General features: G+C 39.2%; 18 protein-coding genes. 13 read left to right on the top strand and 5 right to left on the bottom strand.

Annotated elements, in window-relative coordinates:
- Nucleotides 1-2: 2 nt before the first annotated feature.
- From O0V13_RS16790 to O0V13_RS16770, 5 genes are all read left to right on the top strand, one after another.
- Nucleotides 3-461 carry a DUF4268 domain-containing protein gene (locus tag O0V13_RS16790; RefSeq protein WP_268036134.1) on the top strand — a complete coding sequence of 153 codons (459 nt, stop codon included), beginning with the start codon at nucleotides 3-5 and terminating at the stop codon, nucleotides 459-461.
- Between the two features lie 246 nt (nucleotides 462-707).
- Nucleotides 708-1,199: a transposase gene (locus tag O0V13_RS16785; RefSeq protein WP_268036133.1), complete on the top strand. Its 492-nt coding sequence runs from the start codon at nucleotides 708-710 to the stop codon at nucleotides 1,197-1,199.
- A gap of 122 nt (nucleotides 1,200-1,321) precedes the next feature.
- Nucleotides 1,322-2,239 (top strand): transposase, encoded by a 918-nt coding sequence (locus tag O0V13_RS16780; RefSeq protein ID WP_268036132.1) that lies wholly within the window; start codon nucleotides 1,322-1,324, stop codon nucleotides 2,237-2,239.
- Between the two features lie 641 nt (nucleotides 2,240-2,880).
- Nucleotides 2,881-3,180 (top strand): nucleotidyltransferase family protein, encoded by a 300-nt coding sequence (locus O0V13_RS16775; protein ID WP_268036131.1) that lies wholly within the window; start codon nucleotides 2,881-2,883, stop codon nucleotides 3,178-3,180.
- Complete coding sequence (locus tag O0V13_RS16770; protein WP_268036130.1) at nucleotides 3,173-3,514, top strand: HepT-like ribonuclease domain-containing protein; 342 nt, start codon at nucleotides 3,173-3,175, stop codon at nucleotides 3,512-3,514. The genes O0V13_RS16775 and O0V13_RS16770 overlap by 8 nt, the downstream gene beginning before the upstream one ends.
- Nucleotides 3,515-3,619: 105 nt before the next feature.
- On the opposite strand, the gene O0V13_RS16765 is transcribed toward O0V13_RS16770, so the two are convergent.
- Together O0V13_RS16765 and O0V13_RS16760 are read right to left on the bottom strand one after the other, a co-directional pair.
- Complete coding sequence (locus O0V13_RS16765; RefSeq protein WP_268036129.1) at nucleotides 3,620-4,126, bottom strand: DUF6265 family protein; 507 nt, start codon at nucleotides 4,124-4,126, stop codon at nucleotides 3,620-3,622.
- 32 nt (nucleotides 4,127-4,158) lie between these two features.
- Nucleotides 4,159-4,473, bottom strand: a complete 315-nt coding sequence (locus O0V13_RS16760; protein WP_268036128.1) for a HesB/IscA family protein — start codon at nucleotides 4,471-4,473, stop codon at nucleotides 4,159-4,161.
- Nucleotides 4,474-4,583: 110 nt separating this feature from the next.
- Between O0V13_RS16760 and O0V13_RS16755 the strand changes: the two genes are divergently transcribed.
- The 7 genes from O0V13_RS16755 (at nucleotide 4,584) to O0V13_RS16725 (ending at nucleotide 10,299) form a co-directional block, all read left to right on the top strand.
- The gene (locus O0V13_RS16755; protein ID WP_268036127.1) at nucleotides 4,584-5,105 is read left to right on the top strand and encodes a DUF7935 family protein; all 522 of its coding nucleotides are present in this window, start codon (nucleotides 4,584-4,586) and stop codon (nucleotides 5,103-5,105) included.
- Between the two features lie 4 nt (nucleotides 5,106-5,109).
- Nucleotides 5,110-5,523: a YkvA family protein gene (locus O0V13_RS16750; RefSeq protein WP_268036126.1), complete on the top strand. Its 414-nt coding sequence runs from the start codon at nucleotides 5,110-5,112 to the stop codon at nucleotides 5,521-5,523.
- 32 nt (nucleotides 5,524-5,555) lie between these two features.
- On the top strand, nucleotides 5,556-6,179 hold the full coding sequence (locus tag O0V13_RS16745; protein WP_268036125.1) for a thioredoxin family protein: 624 nt from the start codon (nucleotides 5,556-5,558) through the stop codon (nucleotides 6,177-6,179).
- A complete protein-coding gene (locus O0V13_RS16740) occupies nucleotides 6,176-6,895 on the top strand; it encodes an oxidoreductase (RefSeq protein WP_268036124.1) in 720 nt (239 codons plus the stop codon). The genes O0V13_RS16745 and O0V13_RS16740 overlap by 4 nt, the downstream gene beginning before the upstream one ends.
- Nucleotides 6,892-7,344, top strand: coding sequence for a D-aminoacyl-tRNA deacylase (dtd, locus tag O0V13_RS16735; protein WP_268036123.1), 453 nt, complete (start codon nucleotides 6,892-6,894; stop codon nucleotides 7,342-7,344). Before O0V13_RS16740 ends, dtd begins: the two co-directional genes overlap by 4 nt.
- A 38-nt stretch (nucleotides 7,345-7,382) precedes the next feature.
- Entirely contained in the window at nucleotides 7,383-8,858 is a 1,476-nt protein-coding gene (locus O0V13_RS16730; RefSeq protein ID WP_268036122.1) for an ATP-binding cassette domain-containing protein, read from the top strand.
- A 172-nt stretch (nucleotides 8,859-9,030) separates the two neighbouring features.
- Nucleotides 9,031-10,299, top strand: a complete 1,269-nt coding sequence (locus O0V13_RS16725) for an aminotransferase class V-fold PLP-dependent enzyme (protein WP_268036121.1) — start codon at nucleotides 9,031-9,033, stop codon at nucleotides 10,297-10,299.
- Here the strand turns inward: O0V13_RS16725 and O0V13_RS16720 are convergent.
- From O0V13_RS16720 to O0V13_RS16710, 3 genes are read right to left on the bottom strand one after another with little or no spacing between them, the layout of a single operon-like run.
- Nucleotides 10,280-10,654 (bottom strand): iron chaperone, encoded by a 375-nt coding sequence (locus O0V13_RS16720; protein WP_268036120.1) that lies wholly within the window; start codon nucleotides 10,652-10,654, stop codon nucleotides 10,280-10,282. The genes O0V13_RS16725 and O0V13_RS16720 overlap by 20 nt on opposite strands.
- 13 nt (nucleotides 10,655-10,667) lie before the next feature.
- Nucleotides 10,668-11,156 (bottom strand): hypothetical protein, encoded by a 489-nt coding sequence (locus O0V13_RS16715; protein WP_268036119.1) that lies wholly within the window; start codon nucleotides 11,154-11,156, stop codon nucleotides 10,668-10,670.
- Between the two features lie 14 nt (nucleotides 11,157-11,170).
- Entirely contained in the window at nucleotides 11,171-11,797 is a 627-nt protein-coding gene (locus tag O0V13_RS16710; protein WP_268036118.1) for a MarC family protein, read from the bottom strand.
- A 120-nt stretch (nucleotides 11,798-11,917) separates the two neighbouring features.
- Here O0V13_RS16710 and O0V13_RS16705 point away from each other — a divergent pair, with 120 nt between their 5' ends.
- On the top strand, nucleotides 11,918-12,256 hold the full coding sequence (locus O0V13_RS16705; protein ID WP_268036117.1) for a nucleotide pyrophosphohydrolase: 339 nt from the start codon (nucleotides 11,918-11,920) through the stop codon (nucleotides 12,254-12,256).
- Nucleotides 12,257-12,285: the final 29 nt, after the last annotated feature.

Below are 12,285 nucleotides of genomic sequence, written 5' to 3'. Positions count from 1 at the left end.
ACATGTATTCAAGAGCTGAGACGGCAAGGATTCGCAAGGAATTTTGGATCAAGTTTGGCCAATTTATGAAGCCCGTTCCGAATGCAGAAGGAAGAAAAATCAATTGGCCCAATTATAAAACAGGGATTAAGGATATTTACTTTCGGATGAAAGCTGAAAGAGGTTTTGTTTCAGTAGGGATCGAAATAGCTCATAAAGATGCCGAATATCAAGAACTGATTTTTGATCATTTTACCCAGCTCACAAAGATTTTGGAGTCCTGTACCCAAGAAGAATGGGATTGGGTATTGCATCATGAAAATGAAGTAGGGCAAATTGTCTCCAAGATTGAAAAAGTGAAGAAGGGTCTCAATGTGATGGAAGAAAAGGACTGGGCCTCCATTATTTCATTTTTGAAACCTAGAATTATTGCCCTGGATCAATTTTGGGACTTGGTTAAACCAGGATTTGAGGATCTGTAGTTTACTTAGGAGATGATAGGATAGCTCTATTTCAATTTTTTTCCATTAGACATTTCTTTCTGATAAATTCGAAAATAACTCCTGTCAAAGACAGGGAAAGAAGACCATTTTATGAGTAATAAACAAAAGATAAAAAGGAAACACGATACGAGATAACTAGGGCCTGCTTAGAAAATAAAAAACATTGAAATAGATACAAGTAGTAGTTAAAATTCAGAAATTATAGGGAGCCAAGTGCAAGGAACTATGCAAAAGACTTCCAAAAGGCGTGCACCACGCACCGAATATACCTCTCAAAATCAGTTATCCTTTACCGGATTTGAGACTCCTTTTTATAATGGTCTGGATCCGGAGAACCGTTGGGTTGTCCTCAGCTCTCAGATTCCCTGGGATGAACTGGTCCTGTTGTTCAACAAACGAAATCCTCCCAAAAAAACGGGGAGGCCCGGGCTGAATCCTCGGGTGTTGATCGGAGCAGTGATCATCAAGCATCTACTGAATCTGGATGATCGGGAAACAGTCTTGCAGATTGGAGAGAACATGTATCTTCAATATTTTTTGGGCTACAGTTCCTATATCAAAAGAGCTCCTTTCGATGCCTCTCTTTTCGTGGATATCCGCAAACGACTGGGAGAGGAATTGATCCATGAGATGAATGAGAAGATCCATGAGTTCTCCAAATCGGCACCATCAAAAAAAAAGATAAAACCACTTCCGATTCCTCTGGAGATCTGGTAGCAGTCCCTAACCAGGGAGAAGTGATCTATGATGCCACGGCTTGTCCCCAGGACATCGCTTATCCCACCGATATCGGTTTACTGAATAAATCCAGAGAGATCACAGAAGCAATCATTGATGAATTGCATGCGAAGAGCCCTCAGGGGAAGAAGCCAAGGACTTACCGAAAAGTAGCCCGAAAACGCTACCTGAAGGTAGCCCAAAACAAGAATCCATCCAGAAAAACCATCCGGAAGGGCATCAAGTCCCAGCTTCAATACCTGAGAAGGAACTTCAAAACGATTGAAAAACAACTCAATGGTTTCAGCGTTTTTCCTCTCGCTCACCGACTGCAGCGCAAGTATTGGATCATCCAGACGGTTTATGACCAGCAGCAGACCATGTATAAAGCCAGAACCCACCAGGTCGAGGATCGGATCGTCAGTATTGACCAACCTCATGTCCGTCCCATCGTCAGGGGAAAAGCCCGGGCAAAGACCGAGTTTGGGGCCAAGATCCATCTGAGCCTGGTGGATGGGTTTTCGTTTCTGGACACCATTTCCTGGGATGCCTTCAATGAAGGAAGCCATCTGAAGGAATACGTGGAGAACTACAGAAAACGCTTTGGTTTCTACCCTGCAAAAGTATTGGCAGACCAGATCTACTGCACCAGAGAGAACAGGAAGTGGCTTACAGACCACGGGATCAAACTGGCAGCCAAACCTTTGGGACGTCCATCGGCAAAGGCAGTGGCAAACCACGTAAGACCCGGAGAGAGGAACCCGATTGAAGGGAAATTTGGTCAGGCCAAAAACGGATACGGAATGAACCGGATCAGAGCAAGACTTAAGAATACCAGTCAATCGTGGATCGCCTCCATTATCCTAGTGCTGAACCTGGTCAAATTGGCCGGGATGGCACCGGTGTGCCTAAGTTTTTCAGCATGGGAGAAGTGGAATGAATGCCTAAAATGCATCTTGAAGTCATTCATACAACCTCTAAAACATAAAACCAGTCCAATAATCGAATATGGACTGGTTTTTTCAATGAAAATTGCCTGAGTTTTTCAGCAGACCCTAACTAGGTTTTCTTTGCGCGGGTAAGATTCTTTTTCCGCTGAAACGGGTAGATGAAACTGCCGTAAAATCTCATAATACTCCACAATCAGCTTTAAAATTAGGGTTCTAGGTGTTTAGGTTTCTGAGACTATCTCATATTTGAGCTTGTCAAACGTAAGAGTTGGGATTTGTAGGGAGTAGATTATTACCTCTTTGGGATGGAACTCCTTGCTAGAGGTTTTTCTTATTGCTGTGATTCTGGTTCTGAGTTGATGAGAATAACTAGGCCTCATTTTGTTGTTCCTAGGTTTTGTTTCCCTTGCTTGGGTCGTTTAGTTTTTTGCCTTTTTGCTTTCCCTTTAGGAAAGATTTTCTCAACCAGCATTTCAAAGTTACTTGATCCTAATATTTTAGGTGATTAACCGAAGGTTTTTGTCCTATATGAGGGTCTTTAAAAAAAAATATGTTCCAATTAACCATTATAGGATGGACGAAATCCTAAATTTGGTATCGAGGACCTCCGAAAGACTTGTGGACTATGCAAATATAAACGCAATAAGAAGTCAGGTCTTGGGTTTAGCGAGGTTAGGCAACATTATCTTAGCCTTAGCTTCCTTTTTCAATCATTTTCGTATTTTTGAGATATGGGTATAGTAAAAAACAATATTGATAAAATTATCCAATTGTGCTCTTCGCACGAAGTGGATAAGCTATACCTTTTTGGTTCTGCTGAAACTGATGCTTTTACAGAATCAAGTGATGTGGACTTGCTTGTTAGCTTCCGTAAATTTGATTTAGGTCGTTATTTTGAAAACTACATGGACTTTAAAAATAAGCTTGAGGGCTTATTGAAACGGAAAGTCGATTTAGTTGAAGAACAAACTTTAAAAAACCCTGTTTTGATCCGCTCTATAGAAAGAACAAAACAATTGATCTATGGATGAGAGAATTGAAAAGTGGTTGTTTGACATCAAACTTTCAATTGAGGAAATTGAATCATTTTTTCCAGAAGAAGAGTTTAACTTTTTCGATTATAAGGAAAATACAATGTTGAAAAGGGCGGTTGAACGTAACCTTGAAATCATTGGAGAAGCAGTTAATCGAATCTTAAAAAGGGATGATTCATTTGAAGAGAAAATAAAAGATGCTCGTGCAATTGTGGGGTTAAGAAATCAAGTGATTCACGCTTACGATAGTATATCTGATGAAAACATTTGGTCGATTTTGATCAATCATCTACCGAAATTAAAAGCGGAAGTGGATTTACTCTTAAAATAACACGTTGCCTGGCAAAAACTATGCTTCAGGAGGGCTGACGGAAATCCGCTAGGTTTTGGCTTTTCTGCTTTCTTCGTCAATAGCCCATCAAAACCTAGTCGAAATTTAATGGGAAGGCATGGTCATTTTCGTGTAGGCGAATTTTTCGATTTGAGTCTGCCCATCCTCGCCTAAATTGACATAGACATTCATTTTGTCCCCTATTCTTTCCATCGTCAATCCATCCAGATACAGGATGTTTTCGCCCATCTCCACAAGTCTGAATTCAACCCATTCATCTTTTTCTTCCCAGGCTGAAAGATCTCCGCTAAAGTGTTTGAGTTTAAGCGTCAGGCTTTCTCCATCCTGAATCAAATGGAAGAATTCGGAAAAGAGTAATTTTCCTTGGTTCCAAAAACGGAAGGTTCCCATCATCTGCCCGTCTTTGGCCGGTAACCAGACTTCCTCGCATTCTCCTCCTAATCCGGGTCCTGCCCAATAGCCTGGGATCCAAGCAAGGTCTTCAATGTTTCCATTTCCAGGTTTTTCATCCTGTTTTAGGGTTTTAACTTCCTGAGAAAACAGGAACGCTCCATTTAGGAGGAATAGTGTTAAAAGCATCAGTTTCTTCATGGCTTGGGAATTTATCCTAAGCTAAGAAAAAATCACTGATCATGTCTTTTGGGAAGGTCAGGATTGATGAAGGTAAATCCTCTGGCCTCATCCCCCTCAAAAAAATCTATCTGCATCCCCATCAGAAACATGAAATGTCTTTTTTCAATCAAGACAGGGATTCCCGCTACTTCAAATTGCTGATCGTCTTCTTTGGGTTTATCAAATCCCAAAGCATAAGACATTCCACCGCAGCCACCACCTTTGACACCCACTCTAAGATGATATTCTTGAGGAATATTTTTGTGAGCGATGATGTTTTTGATCTCAGCTTCAGCTTTTTCTGTAATAGTAATTGGTACTAGCATGCAATTCGAATGAATTTGGCAGGAAATTGGTTCGTTTTGAAACCAAATTTACATCATCTTCCGTTTCGAGGGATGGATAAATTTTAGATATTCGGCTTTATTTAAATTTTATGGACTACATAGTTGACTTATTGAAAATCTTACTTCCTGCTGCAGCAGTATTATATGGGATGTATCTGGTGGTAGTTTCTTTTATTTCCAAAGAGCGTGAAAAAATGCTAGTGGAACTTAAGACCCAAAATTCCAAAACAATTCTGCCTGTTAGACTTCAGGCAGGAGAGAGACTTTGTCTTTTGCTGGAAAGAATTACTCCAAACAATTTGGTGAGGAGATCCAATGCAGGTGGAATAAGTGCGAATGAACTTCACGGGATTCTTCTTCACGAAGTTAGAGAGGAGTTCAATCACAATTTTTCTCAGCAAGTTTATTTCTCAGATGAAACCTGGGAGGCAGTAAAACGTGCAGTAGAAGAAGTAACTACAATTATAAATCTCAGTAGGCAGACTTTGGGAGAAGAGGCTTCTGGTTTGGAATTGGCTAAAGCTATATTCACTCAGTCCTTGGAAAGAAAAAACGATGCATTAGCTTTTGCCTTAAAAAAGGTCAAGTCTGAGATTCAAATTTATTTCTAAGAATATGGGAAAAGAGAAATCCAAAAGTGCCAAAATTCTAGATCGAGCCAAAGAGTTCTATGGTGAAAAAGTAGAGGCTATTTCCAGACAGGAAAGCAAGGTGAAGGAACTTCTTTCCGGCGTGGTGAACAAGCTTTCAAGTCTGAAAACAAATTCTAGAATTCAAAAGCTCATAGAACCCATTACCATTTTCATTAGGATGGTCAAGGCCCATTTTTCTGGAAAACATAAGATGGCCAATACAACCTTAGGCTTGATTCTATTAGCTCTGTTTTATTTTCTTTCACCTATAGATTTCATTCCAGACTTCCTTGGTTTTTTTGGTTTTGCGGATGATTTGTCTGTGATTTTGGCTGTTTATGCCAAAGTGAAAGATGAAATTGACGATTTTTTAGATTGGGAACGAACTCAATTGTAGGTTAGACTGTTGTTGCCCAAAGTTTCCGAGTAATGACAGAAAATTTAAACCAAACTATCACCCCCCAGATCATTGCCATTTCCCAGACTTATACTGAATATCGAGAAATGGTGCAAACGTTTGTCCAAGAAGGAAAAACGACAGGACCATTTCAAACTGATGCATATCTGGAATATACAAAAATGGCCAACCAGCGAATGAACCGTTGGGATAAAACAGCTCAAGTTTCAGAGGAAATGAAAGAGCTAGTACAAAGCCTTCCATCTCAAACTTGGCTTGTAATCACCGAAGCCTGGTGTGGAGATGCAGGACAAAGTCTTCCCTATATCAATAAATTAGCTGAGCTAAATCCCGGAATTCAATTACGAATTATCCTTCGAGATGAAAATCTTGACGTAATGGATCGATACTTGACAAATGGTGCAAGATCTATCCCTAAATTAATCTCATTGAGTCCAGATTTGGAAACTGAGTATTTTGTTTGGGGACCAAAACCACAGTTTCTGATCGATAAATTCAAAGCTTTCAAAGCAGATCCTCAAGGTCAAACTTCGAAAGAATACAATGAAAGTGTTCAGCTTTGGTATGCTCGTGATAAAAACCAATCTTTAGAGAAAGAAATGAAAGATAAAATCAACGAAGCATTCGTAGGATGAAAATAGCCCTGATCTCAGGTACCTCAGGATTGGTGGGGATGCAACTTCTCCACCAATTACTTCAAGCCGATAGATATGAGTATGTATTGAGTATCGGTCGAAGAAAGCTGGCTCTGAAACATCCAAAATTAATTCAACTTTCAGGAGATATGACTCAATTGGAGTTCTGGAATTATTCCGAATTGATCAATGAGCAGTCGTTGGGAGGAGAATATTATAGCTTGGTAGAAAATCTGGAAAATGGAAATGCTACCATTCATGCTTTTTCAAGCTTAGGGACTACCATCAAACAGGCTGGTTCCCAAGAGAAGTTTTTTGCAGTGGATCATGACTTGGTTCTCTATTTTGCCAAATCAGTCAAAAAAATGGGTGCATCTGGGTTTTTCTATGTTTCCTCGATGGGAGCAAGCACTAGCTCCAATGTCTTTTATTCCAAAGTAAAAGGTCAAACTGAAGAGGATTTAAAATCCTTGGGTTTTGATCATTTGGGGATTTTTAGACCTTCTTTATTGCTTGGAAACCGCCACGAATTCCGTTTTGGAGAAAAGGTAGCCACTATTGTGATGAAGCCTTTGGTCTGGTTGAAATTGTTTAAGAATCTTCGGCCAATCTATGATTATCAGGTGGCGAAAGCCATGGTTTCTGTAGCTTTAGATCAAGGCAGAAAAGGGATTGAAATAATCTCCTCTGGAGAAATGCAAGATTTAAGTAAATGATAGTAGTAATTCAAAGAGCTTCTGAAGCTTCAGTAAAAATCGAAGGAAAAATCAAAGCTTTAATCGGTAATGGATTGATGATTTTATTGGGAATTGAGGAAGCAGATGGGCAAGAAGATATTGATTGGCTGACCCGTAAAATCATCAATTTGCGAATTTTTCCAGACGAGGCCGGTGTGATGAATAAAAGCCTTTTGGATGCTGATGGAGAGATTTTGTTGATTTCTCAGTTTACACTGCATGCCAGTACCAAAAAGGGAAACCGTCCATCCTATATTAAAGCAGCAAGGCCAGAAACGGCAATCCCTCTGTACAATCAAATGATCTCAAGTCTTGAAAAAGAATTGGGAAAAAGCATTGGAACCGGCGAGTTTGGAGCGGATATGAAAGTCTCCTTGGTCAATGATGGCCCGGTAACCATAATAATTGATTCGAAGAATAAGGTGTAGGACATTTGCGCTCCTAATTTTCCTTTTATTTTTGTCGAATGCCTCAAAACCTCTTACTAATCCAGAATTCAAAAGTATTGTTCAAAGGAAATCATGCCTTTGAAAATCTTAATTTTTCACTGAATCAAAACGAGAATTGGGCTATCATTGCTGAGTCAGGTTGGTTGCAAACTGCTTTTTTGGAGACGATTCGAGGCAATACCGTCATTCCAGAAGGCCATGTAGAAAGACCTTTCGCATCTACATATATTCAAGAAAAAAGTGCTCAAAAAGAGATGCATAGCTTTCGTGACTTGATTGCCTACGTTTCTCAGAAGTACGAGTTTAGAAATAAATTCAATCAACAGAATTTTTACTTTCAGCAGCGCTTTAATTCTTCGGAGTCCGGTGAAACATTGACCGTGGAAGAATACCTTCAGGCAATTGAATCCAAGATTCCAGGTCCATGGACGGTGTCTGGAGTGATGGATTTATTGGATTTGAAAAGGTTGAAAGAAGAATCCCTCCTGAAGTTGTCCAATGGAGAAACCCGCCGTCTTGCTATAGCTTCAGGCCTTCTAAGACAGCCCAAATTGTTTTTGATGGATCATCCCACTACAGGTTTGGATGTGGCTAGTAGAATCAATTTTGGCAAAGTTCTCAAAGAAATCATTTCCCAAGGAGTCCATGTAATTTTGACCTGTGCGGCAGGTGAGGTTCCAGAAGGGATTACAGATGTGGCTTTACTTAATTCCCAAGGGGTTGAAAAGACTTTTTCTTCAACATCTTTTTCTGATCAGCAGGAGGTAATTGTCAAAAAAGAATGGAAATGGGACTTGTTGATAAGCCTCTTGTCAAATGGCGACTTGCCAGTGGTTTCACCGGTTCGCTTGGAAAAGGTGACCATTACCTATGATCATAAGCCAATCTTGAATCAAGTGAACTGGGAGGTGAAGGCAGGTGAAAAATGGCAGCTAAAGGGGCCAAATGGTTCTGGTAAGTCTACTTTGATTTCCTTATTGATTGGGGAAAATCCTCAGGCATATTCCCAAAACTTCTGGCTTTTTGGAAGGAAAAGGGGGACAGGGGAAAGTATTTGGGATGTGAAGCGTCCTACTGGCTTTGTGGCCCCTGAATTAGCTCGTTTCTTTCCTGCAAATCAGACAGTAAGAAAGGTGATTTTATCAGGATTGTTTGATACGATGGGTTTGTTCAAGAAGGTCAATACAGAACAAGATGAGTTAGCTGATAAATGGATTGAATTGTTCGAATTGGAAAGGGAAGCAAATCAATTACTTTCTAGAGTATCCATGGAAAAGCAACGATGGGCACTTTTGGCTAGGGCAATGATTAAAAAGCCTCAATTATTGATTTTGGATGAGGCCTCGCAAGGAATGGATGAAATTCAGAGAACACTTTTTAAGGATACCGTACAAAAAATCTGTGAAAATTCTGCGATTTCGCTGATTTATGTGAGTCATTACGATGAAGATGTCCCAGATGAGGTTAACCAGAAGTTCTCTTTGGTTAATTGATGATTTTAAGAAAAAAGATAGTGGAATCTTTATAAAATTTTATTTATCAATTGAATGAATTTAATATTCATCATAGATTTTTTAAATTTTTTCCATTTTATGTCTAAAATTATTCACAAAGCCTTAATTTTCGTATTTCGAAATCAGTTAGGAATTTGAATTTTGTTAATGCATGACTTCTAGAAGGTCTTTTATTCAAAAGTTAGGACTTGGGGCTTTATCACCATCACTTATTAAACTTGCCAATGATTCTGAATCATTGAATTTTTCGAAAGATTCTTTAGCAGATAAATCTTGGGATGATATCCGCAAATTATTCCCCTTAACTCATAATAGAGTTTATATGAATAATGGAACTTTTGGGCCTTGTCCTCAGGTAGTTATCGATGCTGTAAGTGAGGGACTTCAAAAAACTTGCGCAAGTGGTGAATACGGAAACTATGATGCAGTAAGGCCTAAAATTGCAGAATTTTTGGGTATTGAAGAGAAGGAGCTTTGTCTTACACATAATACCACCGAAGGGATTAATATCATGGCTTGGGGGATAGACTTGAAGCAAGGAGATGAGGTGATTTTATGTTCTCATGATCATTCCGGAAATGCGTTCCCATGGTTGAATAGAGAGAAGCTTGATGGGATAAAATTGGTGGTTTTTGATCCTAAACTAACTGCAAAAGAGAATTTAAAACTGATCAAAAGCTTAGTCAGCAAAAGGACCAAAGTGATCGCTATTCCTCATATAACCTGCACAACGGGGTTAGTTTTTCCCATTAAAGAAATAGCAGAATTTGCAAAAAGCAAAGGAATTATTACAGCCATAGACGGGGCCCATGGAGCAGGTACATTTGATTTGGATTTACATGATTTAGGTTGTGATATGTATGCTGGATGCTTTCATAAATGGATGTTGGGTCCTGCTGGGACAGGTTTTCTCTATGTAAGAGAAAATATGATTGATAAAGTCCAGGCAATTCAAATCGGAGCGCATTCGAGCGATGGATGGACTTTAGAACCCAATTATCAACATTTGGAACCCTTAGTAAATTCAGCTCATCGCTACGATTATGGTACTCAGAGTACACCACAACGATTGGGGATGGGCGCAGCAGTGGATTTTCATTTGGCAATAGGCAAGGAGAGGGTTGAAAAAAGAGTCCGAGAATTGTCTTCCTACTTATGGAAAGGATTGGATTCATTCAAGGAGGTTGAAATTCTGACACCTAAAGAAGAAGAGTCTAGAATCTCTGTAGTGACTTTTAAGGTGAATGGGATAGATTATTTAGAGCTACAAAGAAAACTCGGCACTGCTAGATTTAGAACGCGAGGGATCTATGAGGCTGGACTGGATGCTGTTCGGGTTTCTACCCATATTTATAATTCCAAAAAGGAGATAGATAAGTTCGTCTCTGAGGTCAAAAAGATTATTTCTTCGATTTCTTAGCCTTTCGATCCTCCGCTTCAGCTTTTCTGAATTGAGCAATATCACTGATTAGCTTTTCAGGCAAAGGAGAATCATATGGAATTTGAATAGCCCCTTTGCTGGTTACGTAATCCTTTAATTCTTCTTTGAATTCGCTGACTCCCGAATTGGTCGGATAGAAGCCTAGGTGATTTTTCATAGCTGCATAATACACCAGAACTTCAGAAGTCTTAAATGCAGGCATATGATAACTGATCACCTCTTTTGCGTCTGGTAATGCCTTTTGAAGAATTCTTCTAATCTCCTGAAGCTTTGATTGTACTTCCGGACTAAACCAGCTGAAATATTCTTCGATTGAGGATGGTTTTGGGTTCATGCGTTTAGGTTATTTATTCTTCAAGTAAACTTTCTAAAACCTTTATTTTCTTTAGAGTACCATCGTATTGCCAATCCATTCTACCACCAGCTATCTTAAACTGAGAAGTTGGTGTGCAACTATTAACTTCTATCTGGTCCTGGTCATTATTTATATTTCCAAAAATCAACCACTCTTCTCCTGTATCAATTCCTTGGTCGCAGGAGGTGAAGTATCCAAACTTCCTTTTTCCCTGTATGATTTTAAGACTTGTAACAGAGGAACCTTTGAATACTTGGAGCTCCTGGATCTCGGCTGTAAAAAACCAAGGCCTTTCATGTGAAATTCCACCGGTAGTATCCATTGGAGAGCTGTTGTTTATTTTTACCAAAGCGACATAATCAAAATTATCGACTTCTTTGATAGTAAATTCTCCTTTTAGAGTACAATGGCAGGCAAAACCCTTTATAGAGATAAAAAGTAAACAGAGAATTAGCGTTATTTTGAAAAATGGAGGTTTCATTATACAACTAGAATTTAACTTTTAGGGCTAATATCAAAAGCAAGCTTGATCCCGTCAATAATCATTGAGGTCCCGATAATAGCAATGATCAATCCCATGATTTTACCGACGACGGTTATGACATTGTTCCCTAGTTTTTGAATGACTCGATCACTGATACGAAAAGCCCAGTGAGTCAAAATACACATCAAAGCGAAAGTAAAGACTACAATACCAATATGGATATAGGAACCCGTTGCGAAGTTCATGGCTGTTACAATAGTACCGGGTCCAGCTAAGATTGGGATCGCCAATGGTGAAATGGCAATGTCCTCATCGAAGACAGGTTTTTCAATTGTTTTGACCTTTGACTTTTTGGATTGAAGCATTTCAAAACCTACAAAAAAGATTAGGATACCTCCTGTGATTTTGAATGCAGGAATAGTGATTCCAAAGAGTTCAAAAATGAATTTTCCCAAAATCACAAAAACAGTGACAATCAAGAAAGCCACCCAGGTAGCCTTGCGGCTGATCTCTCTTTTAGTCTGTTTATCTGCGTCTTCTACTAAAGAAGAAAATATTGGAATATTCGCTATGGGGTTCATGATGGCAAAAAAGCCCGTAAAAACAGAGAGAGCAAATGGTAGTAAGTCTGGACTCAAATGGTTGGAATTAGAATAAAAACTTGTTTATCCGCAATCAATTTTAATAAGTTTACAATAGATTTTTAGAAACTAGAATAATTGCATTTCCAAAATGCTAAAAAGCTAACAAAAGCTCAAATGAAAAATGAAATCACTATATCTGAAGCTCAAGAATTGGTAGATCGTTGGATCAAAACCGTGGGAGTTCGCTATTTCAATGAGTTGACCAATATGACCATTTTGATGGAGGAAGTGGGAGAGTTGGCTAGATTGATGGCAAGAACTTACGGTGAGCAATCCTTCAAAGAGTCCGATAAAGGAAAGGACTTAGGAGATGAGATGGCCGATATCCTATGGGTATTGATTTGTTTGGCAAATCAGACAGGAGTGGATTTAACAGAAGCTCTAAGAAATAATATGGATAAGAAAAATATCAGAGATGCCACCCGACATAAAGACAATGAAAAGCTGAAATAAAAAATGCCCGGTCTAAACCGGGCATTTTG

This window comes from Algoriphagus sp. PAP.12 (assembly GCF_026652115.1).
In the GTDB taxonomy this organism is placed as follows: Bacteria; Bacteroidota; Bacteroidia; order Cytophagales; family Cyclobacteriaceae; genus Algoriphagus.
This window is presented reverse-complemented; position numbering and strand designations above follow the sequence as displayed.

Excerpts from the sequence above, each read along its gene's own strand:
- O0V13_RS16790 (WP_268036134.1), top strand. The coding sequence starts at position 3 with ATGTATTCAAGAGCTGAGACGGCAAGGATTCGCAAGGAATTTTGGATC.
- O0V13_RS16785 (WP_268036133.1), top strand. The coding sequence starts at position 708 with ATGCAAAAGACTTCCAAAAGGCGTGCACCACGCACCGAATATACCTCT.
- O0V13_RS16775 (WP_268036131.1), top strand. The coding sequence starts at position 2,881 with ATGGGTATAGTAAAAAACAATATTGATAAAATTATCCAATTGTGCTCT.
- O0V13_RS16770 (WP_268036130.1), top strand. The coding sequence starts at position 3,173 with ATGGATGAGAGAATTGAAAAGTGGTTGTTTGACATCAAACTTTCAATT.
- O0V13_RS16765 (WP_268036129.1), bottom strand. The coding sequence starts at position 4,126 with ATGAAGAAACTGATGCTTTTAACACTATTCCTCCTAAATGGAGCGTTC.
- O0V13_RS16760 (WP_268036128.1), bottom strand. The coding sequence starts at position 4,473 with ATGCTAGTACCAATTACTATTACAGAAAAAGCTGAAGCTGAGATCAAA.
- O0V13_RS16755 (WP_268036127.1), top strand. The coding sequence starts at position 4,584 with ATGGACTACATAGTTGACTTATTGAAAATCTTACTTCCTGCTGCAGCA.
- O0V13_RS16750 (WP_268036126.1), top strand. The coding sequence starts at position 5,110 with ATGGGAAAAGAGAAATCCAAAAGTGCCAAAATTCTAGATCGAGCCAAA.
- O0V13_RS16745 (WP_268036125.1), top strand. The coding sequence starts at position 5,556 with ATGACAGAAAATTTAAACCAAACTATCACCCCCCAGATCATTGCCATT.
- O0V13_RS16740 (WP_268036124.1), top strand. The coding sequence starts at position 6,176 with ATGAAAATAGCCCTGATCTCAGGTACCTCAGGATTGGTGGGGATGCAA.
- dtd (WP_268036123.1), top strand. The coding sequence starts at position 6,892 with ATGATAGTAGTAATTCAAAGAGCTTCTGAAGCTTCAGTAAAAATCGAA.
- O0V13_RS16730 (WP_268036122.1), top strand. The coding sequence starts at position 7,383 with ATGCCTCAAAACCTCTTACTAATCCAGAATTCAAAAGTATTGTTCAAA.
- O0V13_RS16725 (WP_268036121.1), top strand. The coding sequence starts at position 9,031 with ATGACTTCTAGAAGGTCTTTTATTCAAAAGTTAGGACTTGGGGCTTTA.
- O0V13_RS16720 (WP_268036120.1), bottom strand. The coding sequence starts at position 10,654 with ATGAACCCAAAACCATCCTCAATCGAAGAATATTTCAGCTGGTTTAGT.
- O0V13_RS16715 (WP_268036119.1), bottom strand. The coding sequence starts at position 11,156 with ATGAAACCTCCATTTTTCAAAATAACGCTAATTCTCTGTTTACTTTTT.
- O0V13_RS16705 (WP_268036117.1), top strand. The coding sequence starts at position 11,918 with ATGAAAAATGAAATCACTATATCTGAAGCTCAAGAATTGGTAGATCGT.